This is a genomic window from Micromonospora sp. M71_S20 (genome assembly GCF_003664255.1).
Taxonomy (GTDB): domain Bacteria; phylum Actinomycetota; class Actinomycetes; order Mycobacteriales; family Micromonosporaceae; genus Micromonospora.
In genome coordinates, this window is record NZ_RCCV01000004.1 from 724,448 (window position 1) to 748,470 (window position 24,023).

At 74.7% G+C, this 24,023-nt stretch carries 2 protein-coding genes (1 of these 2 cut by a window edge); both read left to right on the top strand.

All coding sequences use genetic code 11. The annotated features are described in order from the left end of the window. Entirely contained in the window at positions 1-5,013 is a 5,013-nt protein-coding gene (locus tag DER29_RS32055; RefSeq protein WP_121401348.1) for a non-ribosomal peptide synthetase, read from the top strand. Beyond that, positions 5,010-24,023 carry the 5' portion of a non-ribosomal peptide synthetase gene (locus DER29_RS32060; protein WP_121401349.1) on the top strand. 4,326 nt of this gene lie beyond the right edge of the window, so the window shows 19,014 of its 23,340 coding nt (coding positions 1-19,014); its start codon is at positions 5,010-5,012; the stop codon falls past the right edge of the window. The genes DER29_RS32055 and DER29_RS32060 overlap by 4 nt, the downstream gene beginning before the upstream one ends.

Consider the following 24,023-nt stretch of genomic DNA (forward strand, 5'->3'; position numbering starts at 1 on the left):
ATGAGCACCCCTCTGTCCACCCTGCCGGCCGCCGGAGCGGGCACGGTCGATCCCGTCGTCCTGCCGGACCTGATCGCCCGCCAGGCCGCGGCGACGCCCGACGCGACCGCGGTGCTCGCCGGCGACGTACGGGTCGGCTACGCCGAACTCGACAGGCGCGCCAACCAGCTCGCCCAGCACCTGGTCGGGCTGGGCGTCGGTCCGGAGTCGACGGTCGGCGTGTACCTGCGCCGGGGGATCGACCTCGTGGTCGCCCTGCTCGGGGTGTGGCGGGCCGGCGGCGCGTACCTGCCGCTGGACCCGGCGCACCCGGCCGACCGGCGCCGGTGGATCGTCGCCGACACCGGGGTGGACGTCGTGCTCACCCAGGCCGACCTGCGCGACGACGCGCTGGCCGGGCCGTCCCACGTGGTCTGCCTGGACGCGGACCGGTCCCGGATCGCGGCCGGACCGGACACCGCGCCGCCGGTCCGCATCGACCCCGACAACGCGGCGTACGTCATCTACACCTCCGGCTCGACCGGCCGCCCCAAGGGCGTGGTCGTCACCCACGGGGCCATCGGCAACCGGGTGGCCTGGACGGTCCGGCAGCACGGCCTGTCCCCGGCGGACCGGGTGCTGCAGAAGACCGCGGTGAGCTTCGACGCCGCCGGCTGGGAGTTCTTTGCCCCGCTGATCTGCGGGGCGACGGTGGCGCTCGCGCCGGACGGCGCCGAACGCGATCCGGCCGCCCTGGTGGCGGCGGTCGTCCGGTACCGGGCGACCGTGCTCCAGGGCGTGCCGTCGGTGCTGCAACTGGTGACCGAGGAGCCGGACTGGCCGAGGTGCACCTCGCTGCGGCTGGTCTTCTCCGCCGGCGAGCCGCTGCACGCCGAGCTGTGCCAGCGGCTGGCGGTGGCGCCCGCGACACGGGTCTGGAACACCTACGGCCCGACCGAGTGCGCCATCGACGTGACCGCCCAGCCGGTCGACCTCGCCCAGCGCACCGGGCCGGTGCCGATCGGCCGGCCGCTGGACAACCTCCGCCTCCAGGCGCTGGACGCGAACCGGCGGCCGGTGCCGATCGGCGTGGTCGGCGACCTGTACGTGGGCGGGGCCGGGCTCGGCCGCGGCTACCTCAACCGGCCCGACCTGACCGCGGAGCGGTTCGTGCCGGACGAGTACGGGCCGCCCGGCGCGCGGCTCTACCGCACCGGCGACCAGGTCCGGTGGCGCTCGGACCGGAGCCTGGAGTTCGTCGGCCGCGCCGACGACCAGCTCAAGATCAATGGGGTACGCATCGAGCCGGGCGAGGTGGAGGCCGCGCTGGCCGCCCACCCGGACGTGCGGCGGGCGGTCGTCGTCGGCTTCGCCGAGCCCGGCGGCAGCCCCCGGCTGGCCGCGTACGTCGCCGGCCGGCGCCCCCTGACCGCCGCGCAGCTGCGGTCCTTCCTGACCGACCGGCTGCCCGACGCCCTGGTGCCGGCCGTGTTCGTCCCGGTGGCGGAGTTCCCGCTCACCACCGGCGGGAAGGTCGACCGGGCCGCGCTGCCGCCCGTCGAGACCGTCGACGCGACGGCCTACCTGGCCCCGCGCACCGACGCCGAGCGGCTGGTCGCCCGGCTCTGGCAGGAGCTGCTCGACGTCGACCGGGTGGGGGTGCACGACGACCTCTTCCAGCTCGGCGGGTCGTCGCTGGTGACCGTCCGCCTCGCCAGCCGCCTCGCCGCCGAGTCCGGCGTGCGGATCGAGCTGAGGGAGCTGCTCGCCGCGACCACCGTCGAGGCGCAGGCCGCCCTGCTGACCGGCGGCGCCTCCGCGACGTCGGCGGTGGTCCCGGTGCCCCGGACCGGCCCCCTGCCACTCTCTCCGGCCCAGCGGCGGTTGTGGCTGCTGGACCAGCTGCACCCGGGCAGCCCCGAGTGGGTGGTGCCGCTCTACCTGCGCCTGCCCGGCTCGCTGGCGCCCGAGACCGTACGGGCGGCGCTGACCGCGCTGGAGGCCCGGCACGAGGCGCTGCGCACCCGCTACCTGACCCGCGACGGCGAGCCGCACCAGCGCGTCGATCCGCCCGGCCCCGTCGACCTCACGGTTTGCGACGCGGCCGAGACCCCGCTCGTCGACCTCGTCGACGCGCAGCTCGGCCGGGGCTTCGACCTGCGCACCGGGCCGCTGTGGCGGGCCACCCTGGTCACCTCGGCCGGGGCGGACCACCTGCTGCTGGTGGCCCTGCACCACATCGCCTCCGACGCGACCACCGCCGGGGTCCTGGAGCGGGACCTGCGGGAACTCTGCGCGGCGGGCGCCGCCGGCCGGGAGCCCGACCTGCCGGAGCTGACGGTGCACTACGCCGACTACGCGGCCTGGCAGCACCGGTACCTCACCGACGACCGGGTCGAGCGGGAGCTCGGCTTCTGGCGCGAACACCTGGCGGGGGTGCCCGAGCTGGCCCTCCCGCTGGACCGGCCCCGGCCGGCCGAGCGCGACCCGCGCGGGGCGCACGTCGAGTTCGAGGTGCCGGCGGAGCTCGCGGAGAAGCTGACCGCGCTGGGCCGGCGCTGCTCGGCGACCCCGTTCATGACCATGCTGGCGGGCTTCGCCACGCTGCTGGCCCGCTACAGCGGGCAGTGGGACGTCGCCGTCGGCGCGCCCACCTCCGGTCGCCGGCCCCCCGAGGCGGAGCAGATCGCCGGGGTCTTCCTCAACCCCGTGGTGGTGCGCTGCACCCTGGACCCGGCCGCGCCGTTCGAGGCGGCCGTGCAGGCCGTGCGGTCCCGGACCCTGGCCGCCCTCGCTCACCAGGACCTGCCCTTCGAGCGGGTGGTCGACGAACTCGTCGACGTCCGCGACCTCTCCCGCACCCCGCTCTACCAGGTGATGCTCAACGCCCAGGAGGGCGGCATCACCGGCCAGTCGACCGACGACGAGGCCCTGCTGGACGCGCTGCGCCGGGCGGCCCGGATCGCCAAGACCGACCTCACCATGCACGTCTGGCCCCGCCCCGACGGCACCCTGGCCGGCAGCCTGGAGTACGCCACCGCCCTGTTCGACGAGCCGACCGTCCGGCGGATGGCCGACCACTTCGTCCGGCTGCTCGCCGCGGCGGTGGCCGAGCCACGGACCCCGCTCGACGACCTCGACCTGCTCTCGCCGGGCGAGCGGCACCTGCTCCTGCACGAGGCGCACGGGCCCACCGTGCCCCGCTCCACCGCGACGGTCTGCGACCTCTTCGAGGCCCAGCGCCGTCGGACGCCGGACGCGGTGGCCCTGCGCCACGGCGACCTCACCACCACCTACGCGGCGCTGGACGACCGGGCCAACCAGTTCGCCCACCACCTGCGGCGCTCGGGTGTCACCCGGGGCGCGGTGGTGGCCGTGCTGCTGGACCGGGGTGTCGACCTGGTCGCGGCGATCCTCGGCACCTGGAAGGCGGGGGCGGCCGTGCTGCCGCTCGACCCGTCGTACCCCGCCGAGCGGATCGGGCACATGCTCGCCACCGCCGGCGTGGAGCTGGGCGTCACCCAGGCGGCGTACGCGCCCAGGTTCACCGTGCCGACCCTGCACGTGGACACCCACCGGCTGATGGTCTGCGCCGGCCCCACCCACCGGCCGGACCGGGACACCGACCCGGCCGAGACGGCCTACGTGCTGTTCACCTCCGGCTCGACCGGCCGCCCCAAGGGCGTGCTCCTGCCGCACCGGGCGGTGTCCAACTTCCTCGCCTGCGCCGTCGAGACCGAGGCCCTGGGCGACCGGGGGGCACGCGCGGGGCGGGGCGACGGCGCGCCGCTGTTCACCACCATCGCCTTCGACCTGTCCATCCCCAACCTGTTCAGCCCGCTGGTCTCGGGGCAGTCGGTGACGCTGCTGCCCGCCGCCCTCGACATCGCCGAGCTGGGCGCCCTGCTCGTCAAGGCCGGCCCGTTCGACCGGTTCATCATGACTCCGCCGCACCTGGAGCTGCTCACCGAGCAGCTCGACGACGAGCAGGCGGGCCAGCTCTCCGGTCTGATCTGGACGGCCGGCGCGGCGCTGCGCGGGGAGATCGCCAACCGGTGGCTGGACCGGCTCGGGCCGGGTGGCCTCACCAACAGCTACGGGCCGACCGAGACCACGGTCATCATGACGGCCCACCCGGTGCGGACGCCGCAGACGACCGACATCGTGCCGATCGGCCGGGCGATGGCGAACACCACCGTCCGGGTGCTCGACGACGCGCTGCGGCTGCTGCCGGTCGGGGTCGTCGGTGAGCTGTACATCGGCGGCGAGTGCCTGTCCACCGGGTACGCCGGCCGACCGGACCTCACCGCGGAGAAGTTCGTGCCCGACCCGTACGGGCCGCCGGGCAGCCGGCTCTACCGCAGCGGGGACCTGGTCCGGATGCGCCCGGACGGGGTGATGGACTTCGTCGGCCGGGTCGACGACCAGGTGAAGGTGCGCGGCTACCGGATCGAACTCGGCGAGATCCGCGCGGTCGTCGAGGAACACCCCGGGGTGACCCGGTGCGCGGTCATCGTCCACGAGGAACGGCTGGTCGCCTTCCACCGGGGCGAGGCGCCCGACCTGGCCGCGCACTGCGCCCGGCTGCTGCCCGACTACATGACGCCGAGCCTGCTCGTGCCGGTGGCCGAGATCCCGCTCAACGCCAACGGCAAGGTGGACCGCGCCGCCCTGCTCGACCTGCTCTCCCACGCCGTGTCGACCGGCGCCGCCGGCGCCGAGGACGCCCTCGTCGCGCCGCGCACGGTCGTCGAGGAACGCCTCTGCGCGATCTGGAGCGACCTGCTGGGCGTGCCCGTCGGCGTGCGGCACAACTTCTTCGCCATGGGCGGGCACTCCGTGCTGGCGGGCCGGCTGGTCGCCGGCCTCCAGGAGGAGTTCGACCTCGACGTGTCGCTGCGGCTCGTCTTCGAGCACCCGACCGTCGAGGCGATGGCGGTCGCGGTGGAGGACCTCATCCGGGCCGAGGTGGACGCACTTTCCGACGCCGACCTGACCGAAGACCTGCGGCAGACCAAGGAGCACCAGGCATGACCTCGACCGCGAACCAGCCCAACCTGCGCGAGTCGCTCGTCCAACGCCGGCTGGCGGGCAGGGCCGCCGGTCGGCGCGCCGGGATCCCGACCGTCGACCGCTCGGGCGACCTGCCGCTCTCCTTCGGCCAGCAGCAGATGTGGTTCCTCAACCGGCTGGACCCCACCAGCCCGGAGTACCTGGTCTCCTCGGCGCTGCGGCTGCGCGGCCCGCTGGACCGGGCCACGCTGGGCCGGGCGTGGAACGCCCTGATCGCCCGGCACGAGATCCTGCGCACCCGGTACGCGATGGCCGACCTGACGCCGGTGCAGGTCGTCGACGAGCCCCGGCCGCAGGAACTGCCGCTGGTCGACCTGACCGCCGTGCCGGAGGCCGAACGGGAGGACCGGGCCGTCGCGCTGATGACCGACCTGGCGGCCACCGGCTTCGACCTGGCCACCGAGTGGCCGGTACGGGCGACGCTGCTGCGCCTCGGTCCCGCCGAGCACCTGCTGGTGCTGGTGATCCACCACATCGCCTGCGACGCGCCCTCCACGGCGGTGCTCCTCGGCGACCTGGCCGAGCTGTACGGCGCGTTCGTCCGGGGCGAGCGGTCGCCGTTGACGCCGCCGGCCGTGCAGTTCGCCGACTTCGCGGCGTGGCAGCGCGACCGGCTGCGCGGCGAGCCGCTGGAGCGGCACCTGGAGCACTGGCGCGACCGCCTCGCCGGCATCGCCCCGCTGGAGCTGCCCGCCGACCGGCCCCGGCCCCGCGTGCGCGACTGGCGGGGCGCGTCGGTCCCGTTCGCGCTCTCCGCCGACCTCTCCACCGCGCTGCGGGAGATCGCCCGCGGCGCGGAGACCACCCTCTTCGTCACCCTGCTCACCGCCTTCCAGGCGCTGCTGTCGCGCCACACCGGCCGGACCGACATCCCCGTGGGCAGCGTGACCTCCGTGCGCGACCGCGCCGAGCTGCGCAACCTGGTCGGGTACGGGATCGACAACCTGGTCCTGCGGGGCAGCTGGACGGGGGACCCCACCTTCGCCGACCTGCTGCGCGGCACCCGCGCCACCGTGCGGGACGCCTTCGCGCACGCCGACGTGCCGTTCGCGCTGCTGGTCGACGAGTTCGAACCGGAACGGGACCTGTCCCGCACCCCGCTCTACCAGGTCGCCTTCACCCTCGGCGAGGACGCCCCCGGCGGTACCTGGCCGGCCGGCCTCGCCGCCGAGACGCTCTGGCTGCCCACCCGGGTCGCCAAGGTCGACCTGCAACTGCACGTCGTCGAGGGCGCCGACGGCCGGCTGCGCGGGCACCTGGAGTACGCGACCGCGCTGTTCGACCGGGCCACGGTGCGGCGGATGGCCGACCACCTCGGCCGGCTGCTGGAGCACGTCGGGGCCGACCCGCACGCCCGGATCTCCGAGCTGCGCATCCTCGACGACGCCGAGCTGGCGGCGGCGACCCCCGCCCCGGCCCGCCCCGCCGCCGCGGTGACCGGCACGGTGCACGGCGTCTTCGCCGCCACCGCCGCCGCCCACACCGACGCGACCGCCGTCGTGGACGGCGCGCGACGCTGGACGTACGCCGAAGTGGACGCCACCGCGAACCGGCTGGCGCACCACCTGCGGGCCCTCGGCGCCGGCCCGGAGCGGCTGGTGGCGGTCTGCCTGGACCGCCGCGCGGAGCTGGTTTCCACCCTGCTCGGCGTGCTGAAGTCCGGGTCGGCGTACCTGCCGGTGGAGCCCGGCGTCCCCGCCGACCGGCTCGACTTCATGCTCGCCGACGCGGGCGCGCGGATCGTGGTGACCACCGAGGCCCACCGGGCGCGGTTCGCCGACTTCGACGGCGTCGTGGTGGTGCTGGACGACCCCGCCCACGCCGGGGAGATCGCCGGCCGTCCCGGCACCGACCCGGGCGTCGCCGTCGACCCCGAGAACCTGATCTACGTCATCTACACCTCCGGGTCGACCGGCCGCCCCAAGGGCGTCTTCCTGACGCACGCCAACGTGCTGCGCCTGACGACCGTGGCGCAGGACGAGCTGAACTTCGGCCCCGCCGACGTGTGGCCGCTGTTCCACTCCTACGCCTTCGACGTGTCGGTGTGGGAGCTGTGGGGCGCCCTGCTGCACGGCGGTCGCCTGGTGGTGGTGCCCCGCGAGGTCACCCGTTCCCCCGGGGACCTGCTCGACCTCCTGGTCGAGGAGCAGGTCACCGTGCTCAACCAGACCCCGACGGCCTTCCGCGGCCTGGTGGGACTGGCCCGCGACGGCGACCCCCGCATCGACCGGCTCGCGCTGCGCGCGGTCGTCTTCGCCGGGGAGAGGCTGGAGTACGCCGACCTCGGCCCCTGGGTGGCCCGTCGCGGGCTGACCGCGCCCCGGCTGCTGAACCTCTACGGCATCACCGAGATCACCGTGCACGCCACCTACTACGAGGTGCGCCCCGACGACCTGGCCGGCACCGCCAACCCGATCGGCGTCCCGCTGGCCGACCTGAGCATCCACCTGCTCGACCCGTACGGCAATCCGGTGCCGGTCGGCGTCACCGGCGAGATCCACGTCGGCGGGCCCGGCGTGGCCCGGGGTTATCTGAACCGGCCCGGGCTGACCGCCCAGCGGTTCGTGCCCGACCCGTTCGGCCCGCCCGGCGCCCGCCTCTACCGCAGCGGCGACCTGGCCCGCCGGCGCGCCGACGGCAGCCTGGAGTTCGTCGGCCGGATCGACGACCAGGTCAAGATCCGGGGCTACCGGGTCGAGCTGGGCGAGATCGAGGCCGCCATCTCGGCCCTGCCCGGGGTGCGGGAGGCCGTGGTGGTCGTCCGCGAGGACACCCCCGGCGACCGGCGGCTGGTGGCGTACTCGGTCGTCGACGAGCAGGCGGAGCTGCCCCGGCCGGGGCAGGTGCGCGCGGCGCTGGCCCGCACCCTGCCCGAGTACATGATCCCGTCGGCGTTCGTGCCGCTGGCCCGGCTGCCGCTGACCGTCAACGGCAAGCTCGACAAGCGGGCGCTGCCCGCGCCCGACCGTACGGTCACCGCCACCGACCGGCCCTACCTGGCGCCGCGTACGGAGGTGGAGGAGCGGCTCGCCGTGATCTGGGCGGAGCTGCTCGGCCTGGAGCGGGTCGGCGTCGAGGACGGCTTCTTCGACGTCGGCGGCGACTCGATCCGCGCCGTGGCGCTCGCCGCCGCCATCCGGGCCGCCGGCTTCGACGTGCAGGTGCGCGACCTTTTCGAGCGCCGCAGCATCGCCGAGCTGGCGGAGTTCCTCACCGGCCGCCCCGCGCCGGCCGCGCCGGAGCCGGCTGTCGAGGCGTTCGCGCTGATCTCCGAGGCCGACCGGGCCGCGCTGCCCGACGGCGTCGTCGACGCGTACCCGTGCACCCAGGTGCAGCTCGGCATGCTCGCGGAGATGCTCGCCGACGAGCACAACCACTACCTCAACGCCACCACCTACCGCATCCCCGACTCCGGCGAGTTCTCCCTCGACGCGTTCCGTGAAGCCGCCGCGCTGCTGGTGCGGCGGCACGAGGTGCTGCGCACGTCGTTCGACCTGACCGGCTACTCGGTGCCGATGCAGCTCGTGCACGCCACCGCCGAGATGCCCGTCGGCATGGACCGGGCGCAGGCCACCGACCGGGCCGGCCTGGAGCGGGAGCTGCGCGACTTCATCGCCGCCGAGCGGGCCGACATGTTCGACCTCGGCCAGCCGGCGCTGTTCCGGCTGCACGCGCGGGTCTGCGCGGACGGCAGCTGGTGGCTCACCCTCACCGAGTGCCACCCGATCATGGACGGCTGGAGCTACCACTCCCTGATGATGGAGCTGGTCGGCGCGTACCACCGGATCCGCGACGGGCTGCCGGTCGAGCCGCGCCCGGCGCCGCCGGTGCGCTTCGCCGACGCGGTCGCCGCCGAGCTGCGCTCCACCGGCGACGGACCCGACCGCGCCTTCTGGCATGACCGGGTCGCCGGCCGGGACCGGTTCGTCCTACCGGAGGGCTGGGGCGACCCGGCCGCCGAGGAGGGCGCCCAGTACGACCACTGGGTGCCGCTGCACGACCTGGAGCCGGGCCTGCGGGCGCTGGCCCGCCAGACCGCCGTGCCGTTCAAGTCGGTGATGCTGGCCGCGCACCTGAAGGTGATGAGCCAGCTGACGGAATCGGGCTCCTTCTTCACCGGACTGGTGTGCAACATCCGTCCCGAGGTCGCCGGCGCCGACCGGGTCTACGGGATGCACCTGAACACGGTGCCGTTCGTGCACGACGCGGGCGCGCGGACCTGGCGTGAGCTGATCGCCCGGACGTTCGCCGGGGAACTGGAGCTGTGGCCGCACCGCCGGTACCCGCTGCCGGTGCTCCAGCGGGAGGTCGGCGACGGCGGCCGGATGCTCGACGTCCGGTTCAGCTTCCACGACTTCCACCAGATCGACACCGACGAGATCGACTACGCCGACTCGATCGACGACAGCCCGAACGAGTTCCCGCTGGGCGTGATCAGCCGGCTCGGCTTCATCACCCTGGAGGCCAACCTGCGCCACCTCGGCGTCGCGCAGGTCGCCCGCCTCGGTGGCATGTACCGGGCGGTGTTGGAGGCGATGGTCGCCGACGTGGACGGTGACGCGTCGGTGGTGTGCCTGCCGGCGGGTGACGTGTCGGTGGTGCTGGCCGACGGGGCGTCGGCGGTGGCGCCGGTGTCGCGTTCGGTGCTGGCCGAGTTCGAGGCGCGGGCGGCGGAGGCGCCGTCGACGGAGGCCGTGTCGGTGCCGGGCGACCGCTCGGTCGACTTCGCGGCCCTGGACGCGCGGGCGGAGAACGTCGCCCGGTGGCTGGCCGCCCGGGGTGTCGGTGCCGGTGCGGTGGTGGGTGTGCTGCTGGACCGTGGTGTGGAGCTGGTGGCGTCGATGTTGGGGGTGTGGAAGGCGGGTGCGGCGTTCGTGCCGGTGGATCCGTCGTATCCGCCGGGCCGCATCGCCGCCATGCTCGCCGACGCGGGCGCCCGGGTCGCGGTGACCTCGCACCGGTACGCCGACCGGTTCGCCCCGGTCAGCGTGGAGGTGGTGCGCGTCGAGGAGATCGGGGAGAGCACCGCGCCCCTGCCGGTCCGCGCCACGGATCTCGACGAGCTGGCGTACGTGATTTTCACGTCGGGGTCGACGGGTCGGCCGAAGGGTGTGCAGGTGACGCACCGGGGGTTGGCGAATCATGTGCGGTGGGCGGCGGGTGAGTTGGCGTCGCGTGGTGCGGGTGGTTGTGCGGTGTTCTCGTCGGTGGCGTTCGACTTGCAGGTGCCTAATTTGTGGGCGCCGTTGGTGGCGGGTCAGCGGGTGGTGATGGTGGGTCAGGATGTGGACCTGGCCGAGTTGGGTGCGGTGTTGGCGTCGTCGGGGCCGTTCAGTTTCTTGAAGTTGACGCCGGGTCATCTGGAGATTCTTGGTCGGCAGTTGTCGGATGAGGCGTTGGCGTCGTTGGCGGCGGTGGTGGTGGTCGCTGGTGAGGCGTTGCCGGCGGCGTTGGCGAACCGGTGGTTGACGCTTCTGGGTCCGGGCGGTCTGGTCAACGAGTACGGGCCGACCGAGGCGAGTGTGGGTACCTGCATCTTCCCGGTCGTGGCCGAGCAGGCGGGTCCGGTGGTGCCGATCGGTCGGGCGTTGCCGGGCATGACGATGTACGTGTTGAACCGGGATCTGCACCTGTCCCCGGTGGGTGTGGTCGGCGAGTTGTACGTCGGTGGTGTGGGTGTGGCCCGGGGCTACGCGGGCCAGCCGGCGTTGACGGCGGAGCGCTTCGTGCCGGACCCGTTCGGTGCGGCGGGTGCGCGGCTTTACCGGACCGGGGATCTGGTGCGCCGGATGCCCGACGGGGCGGTGGAGTTCGTCGGCCGGATCGACCACCAGGTGAAGATCCGCGGCTACCGGATCGAACTCGGCGAGATCGAGTCAGTCGTCGAGGGCACCGACGGGGTCGGCGACGCGGTCGCCCTGGTCGGCGAGTCGGACCGGCTGGTGGTGTTCTACCGGCCGGGCGCGCCGGCCACGGAGCTGGCGGACCGGATCCGGCAGCGGTGCGCGGAGCACCTGCCCGAGTACATGGTCCCGGCCGAGTTCGTCGCCGTGGAGGCGATCCCGCTCAACGCCAACGGCAAGGTCGACCGGGCCGCCCTGTGGGACGCCGCGGTGCCGGCGCACCGGCAGCACGTCGCCCCGGCGACGGAGCTGGAGGCACAGCTGGCGGAGATCTGGGGTCGGGTGCTCCAGTTGGAGCAGGTCAGCACCCAGGAGAGCTTCTTCGACCTCGGCGGGCACTCCATCAGCGCCATCGCGCTCGTGGGCGCGCTGCGCGGCGCCGGGCACCCGGTCTCGGTGCGCGACGTCTTCGTGCACCGCACGGTCGCGGCCCTGGCGCAGCACCTCACCGGCGGCGACGACGTCGGGGCCGCGCCCGCCTTCCGGGCGGTCGCCCCGTTCAGCCTGCTCGACGACGCCGACCGGGCCGCCCTGCCCGCCGGGCTCGCCGACGCGTACCCGTGCGCGCAGGTGCAGCTCGCCATGCTGGTGGTCACCCTCTCCGACTCGGAGCGACGCACCTACCACAACGTGTCGGCGTTCCCGATCCGCGACGAGCACGCCTTCGACGGCGACGCGCTGCGCCGGGCCGTGCGGACCGTCGTGGACCGGCACGAGATCCTGCGTACGTCGTTCGACCTGACCGGCTTCTCGGTGCCGATGCAGCTCGTGCACGCAGAGGCGCCCGTCGACGTCACGCTGCTCGACCTGCGCGACGGCACGGACGAGGAGGCCGAGAACCGGCTGCGGGCGTACCTGGCCGCCGAGCGGTCCCGGCCCTTCACCCCCGACGAGGTCCCGCAGATGCGCATCGCCGGGGCGGCCGGCCGCAACGACACGTGGTGGTTCGTGCTGACCATGTCGCACGGCATCCTCGAGGGCTGGAGCCACCACTCGCTGCTGATGGAGATCCTGAACAACTACCGCAGCCTGCGCGACACCGGCGCGCCGGCCGCGTTCGAGGCGCCCCCGGTCCGCTACGCCGACTTCGTGGCCGGCGAGATCGAGGCGCTGGCGTCGGCCGAGGACCGCGACTACTGGCAGGGCGTCGTCGCCCGGCCGGTCTTCGAGCTGCCCGCCGGCTGGGGCGAGGACGAGTCGGTCCCGGAGTACGAGTGCGGCACCCGCGTGCCCCTGCACGACCTGATGGACGACCTGCGCGTGCTGGCCAGCCGTACCGACACGTCGCTGAAGAGCGTGCTGCTGGCGGCGCACCTGAAGGTGATGAGCCAGCTCACCGCCGAGCCCGTGTTCACCAGCGGGCTGGTCAGCCACGGCCGGCCCGAGGTCACCGGCGCCGACCGGGTCTACGGGATGCACCTGAACACGCTGCCGTTCGTGCACGACGCGGGCGCGCGGACCTGGCGCGAGCTGATCCGGGGCACGTACGCCGGGGAGCTGGAGCTGTGGCCGCACCGCCGCTACCCGCTGCCGGCCGTGCAGCGCCTCGGCGACGGGCGCCGGCCGATCGAGATCCTCTTCAACTACCTCGACTTCGAGCAGGTCGACACCGAGCGGGTCGACTTCGACGACGCGATCTACGAGGCCAGCGGCGAGTTCGGCCTGCACGTCTCCACGCTCGGCGGCGTCCTCAACATCCTGGCCCGACCGCACCAGGTCAGCTACCCCAACGTCCTGCGCCTCGGTGGCATGTACCGCGCGGTGTTGGAGGCGATGGCCGCCGACGTGGACGGTGACGCGTCGGTGGTGTGCCTGCCGGCGGGTGAGGTGTCGGTGGTGCTGGCCGACGGGGCGTCGGCGGTGCAGCCCGTGTCGCGTTCGGTGCTGGCGGAGTTCGAGGCGCGCGTGGCCGAGGCGCCGTCGGCGGAGGCCGTGTCCGAGCCGGGCGACCGGTCGGTCGACTTCGCGGGCCTGGACGCCCGCGCCGCCGTGATCGGGCGGCGCCTGGTCGGCCAGGGTGTGGGTGCCGGTGCGGTGGTGGGTGTGCTGCTGGACCGTGGTGTGGAGTTGGTGGCGTCGATGCTGGGGGTGTGGAAGGCGGGTGCGGCGTTCGTGCCGGTGGATCCGTCGTATCCGCCGGGCCGCATCGCCGCCATGCTCGCCGACGCCGGTGCCCGGGTCGCGGTGACCTCGCACCGGTACGCCGACCGGTTCGCCGGCGCCGGGGTCGACGTGCTCCGGGTGGACGAGACCCTGGACGACGGCGTCGAGGAGGCCACTGCCGACGGTGCCGCGCGCGCGGCCCTGCCCGGGCCGATCGACCTGGACGATCTGGCGTACGTGATTTTCACGTCGGGGTCGACGGGTCGGCCGAAGGGTGTGCAGGTGACGCACCGGGGGCTGGCGAATCATGTGCGGTGGGCGGCGGGTGAGTTGGCGTCGCGTGGTGCGGGTGGTTGTGCGGTGTTCTCGTCGGTGGCGTTCGACTTGCAGGTGCCTAATTTGTGGGCGCCGTTGGTGGCGGGTCAGCGGGTGGTGATGGTGGGTCAGGATGTGGACCTGGCCGAGTTGGGTGCGGTGTTGGCGTCGTCGGGGCCGTTCAGTTTCTTGAAGTTGACGCCGGGTCATCTGGAGATTCTTGGTCGGCAGTTGTCGGATGAGGCGTTGGCGTCGTTGGCGGCGGTGGTGGTGGTCGCTGGTGAGGCGTTGCCGGCGGCGTTGGCGAACCGGTGGTTGACGCTTCTGGGTCCGGGCGGTCTGGTCAACGAGTACGGGCCGACCGAGGCGAGTGTGGGTACCTGCATCTTCCCGGTCGTGGCCGAGCAGGCGGGTCCGGTGGTGCCGATCGGTCGGGCGTTGCCGGGCATGACGATGTACGTGTTGAACCGGGATCTGCACCTGTCCCCGGTGGGTGTGGTCGGCGAGTTGTACGTCGGTGGTGTGGGTGTGGCCCGGGGCTACGCGGGCCAACCGGCGTTGACGGCGGAGCGCTTCGTGCCGGACCCGTTCGCCGCAGCCGGAGACGAGGCCGGCGCCGGTGGCGGGGCGCGGCTTTACCGGACCGGGGATCTGGTGCGCCGGATGCCCGACGGGGCGGTGGAGTTCGTCGGCCGGATCGACCACCAGGTGAAGATCCGCGGCTACCGGATCGAACTCGGCGAGATCGAGTCGGTCCTGGAGGGCACCGACGGGGTCGGCGACGCGGTCGCCCTGGTCTCGGGCTCGGCCGCCGAGGGCGACGCCCGGCTGGTGGCGTTCTACCGGCCGACCCTGCCGGCGACCCCCGGTCTGCTCGACCGGGTACGGCAGCGGTGCGCGGAACAGCTGCCGGAGTACATGATCCCGGCCGATTTCGTCGCCGTGGAGACGATCCCGCTCAACGCCAACGGCAAGGTCGACCGGGCCGCCCTCTGGGACGCCGCGGTGCCGGTCGCGCGGGCGCACGTCGCCCCGGCCACCGAGCTGGAGGAGAGGCTGGCCGGCATCTGGGGCCAGGTGCTCAACCTCGAACAGGTCAGCACCCAGGACAGCTTCTTCGACCTCGGCGGCGACTCGCTGCGCGCGGTCGCCCTGGTCGGCGCGCTGCGGGCGGCCGGCTTCGGGGTGGCCGTCCGGGACGTCTTCGTGCACCGCACGGTCGCCGCCCTGGCCGGGCACCTCGGCGCCAAGGACGCCGCCCCGGCGGCGCCGGCCTTCCAGGCCGTCGCGCCCTTCTCCCTGCTGACCGCCGCCGACCGGGCCGCCCTGCCCGCCGGGCTCGCCGACGCGTACCCGGCCGTGCAGGCGCAGGTCGGCATGGCGGTGGAGATCCAGAAGGACCCGGACAAGTCGCTGTACCACATCGTCCGCTGCTTCCGGGTGCACAGTGGACGGCCGTTCTCGGCCGACGCGCTGCGGGCGGCGGTGCGGGACGTGGTCGGCCGGCACGAGACCCTGCGTACCTCGTTCGACCTCACGAGCTATTCGGTGCCGATGCAGCTCGTGCACGCCGAGGCGCCTGTCGACGTGCGGGTGACGGAGCTGACCGGCGGGGACGTCGAGGCCCGGCTGCGGGCGTACGTGGACGCGGAGCGGGCCCGGCCCTTCGAGCTGGACCAGCCGGCGCCCCTGCTGCGGGTCGCCGCGCACCGCACCGACGGGCGGGGCTGGTGGCTCACCGTCGCCGTCAGCCACCTGGTCACCGGCGGCTGGGACCTGAACACCCTCCTGGTCGAGCTGATCGGCTGCTACGAGCGGCGCAGCGCCGGCATGGTGCCCGAGTCGCCGGAGCCGATCGCCGTGCGCTACGCCGACTTCGTCGCCGCCGAACTGGCGGCGCTGAAGGGCGGCGAGGACGAGGCGTACTGGCGGCGCGTCGTCGTTGAGTACGCCGGCTTCACCACGCCGGACGGCTGGGGCCGCACCGACGGCCCACGGGAGAGCCTGCGCACCCGGGTCAGCTACCAGGACCTGGAGCCGAAGCTGCGCGCGCTCGCGTCGACCCTCGACGTGTCGCCCAAGTCGGTGCTGCACGCCGCGCACCTGAAGGTGATGAGCCAGCTCACCGACCAGGGACGGTTCTACACGGGCCTGGTGTGCGACGCGCGGCCGGAGGTGCGGGGCGCGGAGCGGGTGCACGGGATGTACATCAACGTGCTGCCGTTCGCGCACGCCCGGACAACGGGGACGTGGCGGGAGCTGGTGCGGTCGGTCTTCGACCGCGAGGTGGAGCTGTGGCCGCACCGGAGGTACCCGCTGCCGGCGGTGCAGCGGATGGCCGGTGCCGGATCCCGCCCGATCGACGTCGTCTTCGACTACACCGAGTTCCGCCGCGCCGGGGCCGTCGCCGACGAGTCCGTCGACTTCGAGGCCATCGCCGGGGAGGGCGGCACCGAGTTCGCCCTCCAGGTGACCGCCGCCGGCGGCTTCCTCGACCTGGTCGGCGACAGCCACGTCTTCGGCCCCGCCGCGCTGGCCCGGGTGGGGGCGATGTTCCGCCAGGTGCTGACGGCGATGGTTGCCGACCCCGAGGGCGACGCGGTCGCCGTCCGGCTGCCGGCGTCGGAGCGCGACGAGATCGAGGGCTGGTCTTCCGGCGGAACCGTCGAGGTCGGCGGGTACGCCCCGGCGGCGTTCGAGGCGCAGGCGGCGCGGCGGCCGGACGCGGTGGCGCTCACCTGCGACGGCACCCGCGTGAGCTACCGGGACCTGAACGCCCGGGCGAACCGGCTGGCGCACCACCTGCGCGAGCTGGGGGTGGGGCCGGAGGTCCTGGTCGGGGTGTGTGCGCACCGGTCGGTCGAGCAGGTCGTGGCGATGCTGGCGGTGCACAAGGCCGGCGGGGTGTACCTGCCGTTGGACCCGTCGTACCCGGCGGAGCGGCTGGCGTTCATGCTCGCCGACGCGGCGGCCCCGGTGCTGCTCACCACCGCCGAGCTGAGCGGTCAGCTCCCGGCGGCCGAGGCGGTCACCGTGCTGCTGGACGGCCCGGACGCCTGGGCGGGCCAGCCGGCCACCGACCCCGAGCCGCGCACCCACGCCGACAGCGGCTGCTACGTCATCTACACCTCTGGCTCGACCGGCCAGCCCAAGGGCGTCCTCGTGCCGCACCGGGGGATGGTCAACCGCTCCGCGTACGCCGGCCGCCGGATCAACCGCCTCGACGAGGGGGCGGTGCTGCTCCAGAAGACCGAGATCGGCTTCGACGTCTCCCCGGCCGAGGTCTACGCGGCCCTGTCGGCGGGCGCCCGGATCGTGGTGGCCCGTCCCGGCGGGCACCGGGACCCGGCGTACCTGCGGGAGCTGATCGTCCGCGAGGGCGTCACCGCCGTCGAGCTGGTGCCGAGCATGCTGTCGGCGCTGCTGGCCGAGGGGATCGGCGCGTGTCGGTCGCTGCGGTCGGTGGCGGTGGGCGGCGAGGAGATCGCCGTCGACGTGGCGCGGGCGTTCCTGGCCGCGCTGCCCGGCTGCGAGCTGCACAACACGTACGGCCCGGCCGAGACCACCGTCGACGTCACGAGCTGGCTCTGCACCGCCGACGCCCTGCGCGGGCTGTCCCGGGTGCCGCTCGGCACCCCGTTCACCAACCTCACCGTCCGAGTGCTCGACGAGGACCTGCAACCGGTGCCGGTCGGGGTGCGCGGCGAGCTGTGCGTCGGCGGACTCGGACTGGCCCGGGGCTACCTCGGGGCGCCGGGCACGACCGCGCAGCGCTTCGTGCCGGACCCGTACGGCCCGCCCGGGTCGCGGCTGTACCGCACCGGGGACGCGGCGGCGTGGCGGCCCGACGGGACCGTCGACTTCCTGGGCCGCATCGACTCGCAGGTCAAGCTGCACGGCGTACGCATCGAGCTGGGGGAGATCGAGACGGCCCTGCGGGCCTGCCCCGGGGTGACCGACGCGGTCGCCGCGGTCCGCGAGCAGGACGGCCGGCGCACCCTCGTCGGCTACCTCGTCGCCGACGGCGGCTCCGCGCCCACCCCGGGTGAGCTGCGGGAACGGCTGCTGGCCGAGCTGCCGGAGGCGATGGTCCCGGCCGCCTACGTCGCCATCGACGCCGTACCGGTGGATCCGCACGGCAAGGTGGACCGGCGGCAACTGCCGGCGCCGGACGCGAAGTCCTACGCCCGGGGCCGCTACGAGCGGCCCAACGGCCCGGTCGAGTCGGCGATGGCCGGCGTCTGGTCCTGGGTCCTCGACCTCGACCGGGTCAGCGTCACCGAGAGCTTCTTCGACCTCGGCGGCGACTCGATGACCGCGGTGACCCTGGTCGGGTCGCTGCGCGCGGCCGGCCACGACGTCACGGTGCGGGACATCTTCGCGCACCGCACGATCCGCCGCCTGGTCGCCGCCCTCGCCGAGGCCGAGACCCCCAAGGAGGGGGCCTTTCGCCCCGTCGAGCCGTACGCGCTGATCGACGCCGCCGACCGGGCCAAGCTGCCGGCCGGGTTGGTCGACGCCTACCCGGCGACGCAGGCCCAGGTCGGCATGGCCGTGGAGATCCAGAAGGACCCCGACAGGTCGCTGTACCACATCGTGCAGTCGATCCGGGTCGACGACGGGCGGCCGTGCGACGCCGACGCGCTCCAGGCGACGGTCGACGCGCTGGTCGCCCGGCACGAGACGCTGCGTACCTCGGTCGACCTGACCGGCTACTCGGTGCCGATGCAGCTGGTGCGCGCGAGCGCCGCCGTGCCGGTCGCCGTGCACCCGGCCGCCGGCCACTCCGAGCACCTGGCCGCCGAGCGGCGTACCCCCTTCGACCTGGAGTCGGAGTCCCCGCTGCTGCGGGTCGCCGCGCACACCGACGGCGCCGGGGCCTGGTGGCTGACCCTCGCGGTGAGTCACCTGGTCACCGGCGGCTGGGACCTCAACGCCCTGCTCGCCGAGCTGCTCGGCGAGTACGGGCGGCGCAGCCGCGGCGAGGCGCCGACGCCGGTCGAGCCCCCCGCCGTCCGGTACGCCGACCACGTCGCCGGCGAGCTGGCGGCGCTGCGCTCGCCGGAGACCGCCGAGCACTGGCGGGCGGTGGTGACCGGTCGGCCGAAGCTGACCCTCCCGGACGCGTTCGGTGACCGTTCCGGCGCGGCGGTGGTCTGCCGGTACACCGTGGACGTCAACGACCTGGACGCGGCGGTCCGACGCCTCGCCAGCGACACCGGCACCTCGGTCAAGGCGGTGCTGCACGCCGCGCACCTGAAGGTGATGAGCCAGCTCACCAGCGGGTTCGCCTTCTACACGGGCCTGGTGTGCGACGCCCGGCCGGAGGTGCGGGGCGCGGAGCGGGTGCACGGGATGTACATCAACGTGCTGCCGTTCCCGCACGCCCGGACGGCCGGGACGTGGCGGGAGCTGGTGCGGTCGGTCTTCGACCGCGAGGTGGAGCTGTGGCCGCACCGGCGGTACCCGCTGCCGGCCGTGGCGCGGCTGGCCGACGCCGGATCCCGCCCGATCGACGTCGTCTTCGGCTACGTCGAGACCCGGCAGGACGGCGGCGCGGCGGCCGAGGCGCCCGGCACGGACCTCGTCGAGGTCGGCGGGCCCGGGGCCACCGAGTTCGGCCTGTCGGTCGGGGCGGGCGGCGGCACCGTCCGCCTGGTCAGCGACAGCCGGAGCGCCGACCCGGCCGCCCTGGTGCGGATCGGGGCGATGTTCCGCGAGGTGCTGACGGCGATGGTGACCGCCCCGGACGGGGACGCGGCGGCGCCGCGCCTGCCGGCGGGGGAGCGTGCCGACATCGCCCGGTTCACCCCGGGCCGGACCGTCGAGGTCGGCGGGTACGTGCCGGCGGCGTTCGAGGCGCAGGCGGCGCGGCGGCCGGACGCGGTGGCGATCACGGCCGAGGGCGTGTCGTTCTCGTACGGGCAGCTCAACGGCCGGGCGAACCGGTTGGCGCACCACCTGCGCGAGCTGGGGGTGGGGCCGGAGGTCCTGGTCGGGGTGTGTGCGCACCGCTCGGTCGAGCAGGTCGTGGCGATGCTGGCGGTGCACAAGGCCGGCGGGGTGTACCTGCCGTTGGACCCGTCGTACCCGGCGGAGCGGTTGGCGTTCATGCTCGCCGACGCGGCGGCGCCGGTGCTGCTCACCACCGCCGACCTGCGGGCGCAGCTGCCGCCGGTCGAGGCCACGGTGGTGCTGCTGGACGACCCGGACGCCGGGGCCGACCGGCCGCCGACCGACCCGGAACCGCTCACCGGCCCCGACAACGGCAGCGTCGTCATCTACACCTCGGGCTCCACCGGCCGCCCCAAGGGCTCGCTGCTGTCGCACCGGGCCCTGGTCAACCGCACCGAGCACGTCGGCGCGCAGGTCTACCGGCTGGACTCCGACGCCGTCGTGCTCCAGAAGACCGAGATCGGCTTCGACGTCTCGCCGGGAGAGGTCTACGCGGCCCTGTCGGCGGGCGCCCGGATCGTGGTGGCCCGCCCCGGCGGGCACCGCGACCCCGCGTACCTGTGCGAGCTGATGGCCCGCGAGGGCGTCACCACCGTCCACTTCGTGCCGTCGATGCTCCCGGCGCTGCTCGCCGAGGGGCTGGCCGGGTGCCGGTCGCTGCGGTCGGTGGCCGTCGGCGGCGAGGAGATCGCCGTCGACGTGGCGCGGGCGTTCCTGGCCGCGCTGCCCGGCTGCGAGCTGCACAACACGTACGGGCCGGCCGAGGCCACCGTCGACGTGAGCAGCTGGCGGTGCACCGCCGACGCCCTGGCCGGGCTGTCCCGGGTGCCGCTCGGCACGCCCCACCCGAACCTGCGGCTGTACGTCCTCGACGGGCGGCTCGACCCGGTGCCGGTCGGCGTGCCCGGCGAGCTGTGCGTCGGCGGGACGGGGCTGGCCCGGGGCTACCTGGGCCGGCCCGGACTGACGGCCGAGAAGTTCGTGCCGGACCCGTACGGCCCGCCCGGGTCGCGGCTCTACCGCACCGGGGACGCGGCGGCGTGGCGACCGGACGGCGCCGTGGACTTCCTGGGCCGGCTCGACTCGCAGGTCAAGCTGCACGGCGTACGGATCGAGCTGGGCGAGATCGAGACGGCCCTGCGGGCCTGCCCCGGCGTCGCCGACGCGGTCGCCGCCGTACGCGAGCACGACGGCCGCCGCACCCTCGTCGGGTACGTGCTGCCCGCCACCGGCGACGCGCCGGCCCCGGCCCGGCTGCGGGAGCGGCTGCTCGCCGCGCTGCCCGAGGCGATGGTCCCGGCCGCCTACGTCACCGTCGACGCCATCCCGAAGGACCCGAACGGCAAGGTCGACCGGCGCCAGCTGCCGGCCCCCGACGCCGGCTCGTACGCCACCGGGGAGTACCAGGCCCCGGCCGGCGACGTGGAGGAGGAGATCGCCGGGATCTGGGCGCGGGTGCTCGGCGTGGCCCGCGTCGGCGTCACCGACAGCTTCTTCGACCTCGGCGGCGACTCGATGCTCGCGGTCACCCTGGTCGGCACGCTGCGCGCCGCCGGGCACCGCACCAGCGTGCGGGACGTCTTCGCGCACCGCACCGTACGCCGGCTGGCCGCCGCGCTGGGCGACGCCGACACCGACGAGTTCCGCCCGGTCGCGCCGTACGCGCTGATCGATTCCGCCGACCGGGCCCGGCTGCCCGGCGGCCTGGTCGACGCCTACCCGGCGTCGCGCACCCAGCTCGGCATGCTGGTGGAGTCGGCGGTCAGCGGCGACCGCGCGGTCTACCACAGCGTGCTGGCCCACCAGGTCCGCGACGGGCGGCCGTTCGACGCCGAGGCGCTGCGCGGCGCGGTCCGCGCCGTGGTCGCCCGGCACGAGATCCTGCGCACGTCGTTCGACCTGGTCGGCTACTCGGTGCCGATGCAGCTCGTGCACGCCCACGCCGAACCCGACGTGCGCGTCGAGGACGGCCGGGACGTCCCGGCCGAGCGGCACGCCGCGCTCTTCGCGGAGTTCGTCGCCGCCGAGCGGGCCCGCCCGTTCGACGTCTCCACCGCGCCGCTGCTGCGCGTCACGGCGCACCCGGATAGCGACGAGAGCTGGTGGTTCACCTTCACCATCAGCCACGTCGTCACCGAGGGCTGGAGCAGCGCGCGGCTGGTCACCGAGGTGCTCGACGCCTACGCCGAGCTGGTCGACGGCCGTACCCCGGCGTCGGGCGACGTGCCGCCCGTGCGCTACGCCGACTTCATCGCCGCCGAGCTCGCCGCGCTGGAGTCGACCGCCGACCGGGAGCACTGGCGGTCCGTGTGGGACGGGCGCGCCCCGTTCACCCTGCCCACCGGCTGGGGCGAGCCGGACGCGCCGGACGCCACGGTCGACGCCACGGTCGACTTCACCGACCTGGACGAGGCGCTGCGCGCCCTGGCCCGCGACACCGACGTGTCGGTGAAGGCGGTGCTGCACGCCGCGCACCTGAAGGTGCTCAGCCAGCTCACCGGCGAGCCGGGCTTCCACGCCGGCCTCGTCTGCGACGCCCGGCCCGAGGTGCTCGGCGCCGACCGGGTGCAGGGCATGTACCTCAACACGGTGCCGTTCCCGTACGACCGGTCCGCCCGCAGCTGGCGGGACCTCGTCGCCGCGGTGTTCGACCGGGAGGTCGCGATGTGGCCGCACCGGCGGTTCCCGCTGGCCGAGATGCAGCGCGAGGCCGGCCACCGGCTGCTGCACGTCCTGTTCAACTACCAGGACTTCACCCGCGCGACGCAGGGCGGCGACGGCTCCGGCCCGGTGGTCACGGGCAACGCCGGCGAGGGCGCCACCGAGTTCGACCTCTCCTGCTTCGCCCAGCGGGGCCGCTACGCGCTCTCCGCGCGGGCGGGGCTGGTCAGCCAGGCCAACCTGGACCGGATTGCCGGCATGTACCGGGCGGTGCTGGAGGCGATGGTCGCCGACCCCGACGGCGACTGCCAGGCGGTCTGCGTGCCCGGGGGCGAGCGCGACCGGCTGCTCGGCGTCACCGACACCGGCGCGGACGAGCCGGTCACCGGCACCGTGGTCGAGCTGTTCCAGGCCCAGCTGGCCCGCGATCCGCAGGCCGTGGCGGTGGTGGCCGGCACCGTCGAGCTGACGTACGCCCAGGTCGACGCCGCCGCCAACCGGCTGGCGCACCACCTGCGCGCGGCCGGCGCCGGCCGGGAGACCGTCGTCGGGGTCTGCCTCGACCGGGACGCGGACCTGGTGCCCGCGCTGCTCGGCGTGCTCAAGGCGGGGGCGGCGTACCTGCCGCTGGACCCGGCCCAGCCCGCCGAGCGGATCGCCTACATGCTGGCCGACGCCGGGGCGCGGACCGTGGTCACCACCTCCGCCCAGGCCGAGCTGCTCGCCGGCTTCGACGGGCGGCGGGTGCTGCTGGACGCCGGCGACCTGGCCGGGCAGCCGGAGACCGATCCGGGCGTCGCCCGCGACCCGGACGACCTGCTCTACGTCATCTACACCTCCGGCTCGACCGGCCGGCCCAAGGGCGTCTGCGTGAGCGACGCCAACGTGCTGCGCCTGCTCGACGCGGCGCAGGAGCACTACGCGGTCGACGAGACCGACGTGTGGGCGCTGTTCCACTCGTACGCCTTCGACGTCTCCGTCTGGGAGCTGTGGGGGGCGCTGCTGCACGGCAGCCGGCTGGTGCTGGTGCCCCGCGAGGTGGCCCGGGTGCCGCAGGACCTGCTGGACCTGCTGGTGAGGCAGCGGGTCACCATGCTGGCGCAGACCCCGACGGCGCTGCGCGGGCTCGTCCGGCTCGCCGCCGAGGACGCCCCCGGCATCCGGGACCTGTCGCTGCGTGCGGTGGTGGTCGCGGGGGAGAAGCTCGACTTCGCCGACCTCGCGCCGTGGGCCGCCCGCCTCGGGCTGGCCCGGGTGGCGCTGGTCAACATGTACGGGATCACCGAGACCACCGTCTACTCCACCTACCACCGCATCACCCGGGCCGACCTCGCGCCCGGGGTGGGCAGCCGGATCGGCCGGCCCCTGTCCGGGGTGCGGATGTACGTGCTCGACCAGTACGGCCACCCGGCCCCCATCGGGGTGCCCGGCGAGGTGTACCTGGCCGGGCACGGGGTGGCCCGCGGCTACCTCGACCAGCCCGAGCTGACCGCCCGGCGGTTCCTGCCCGACCCGTACGGCCCGCCCGGCAGCCGGATGTACCGCACCGGCGACCTGGCCACCCGGCTGCCCGACGGCAGCGTGGAGTTCCTCGGCCGCCTCGACGACCAGGTGAAGCTCCGGGGCTACCGGATCGAGCCGGGCGAGATCGAGGCGGCGCTGACCGCGCTGCCCGGTGTCGCGGAGGCGGTCGTCGTGCTCCGGGCGGACGACCCGGCCGATCCCCGGCTGACCGCGTACCTGGTGGCCGGCGACGGGGAGCCGCCGCAGGTCGCCTCGCTGCGCGCCTCGCTTGCGCGCGCCCTGCCGGAGTACATGGTCCCGTCGGCGTTCGTGCTGCTCGACGAGCTGCCGCGCAACAACAGCGGCAAGCTGGACCGGCGGGCGCTGCCCGCGCCGACGGGCGGCGCGACGGCCGCCGGCCGGGACCACGTCGGCCCGCGCGGGCCCCTGGAGGAGCGGGTGGCCGCCGTCTGGGCCGACGTGCTGGGCCTGCCGGTCGTCAGCGTCACCGACGGCTTCTTCGACCTCGGC

Excerpts from the sequence above, each read along its gene's own strand:
- DER29_RS32055 (WP_121401348.1), top strand. The coding sequence starts at position 1 with ATGAGCACCCCTCTGTCCACCCTGCCGGCCGCCGGAGCGGGCACGGTC.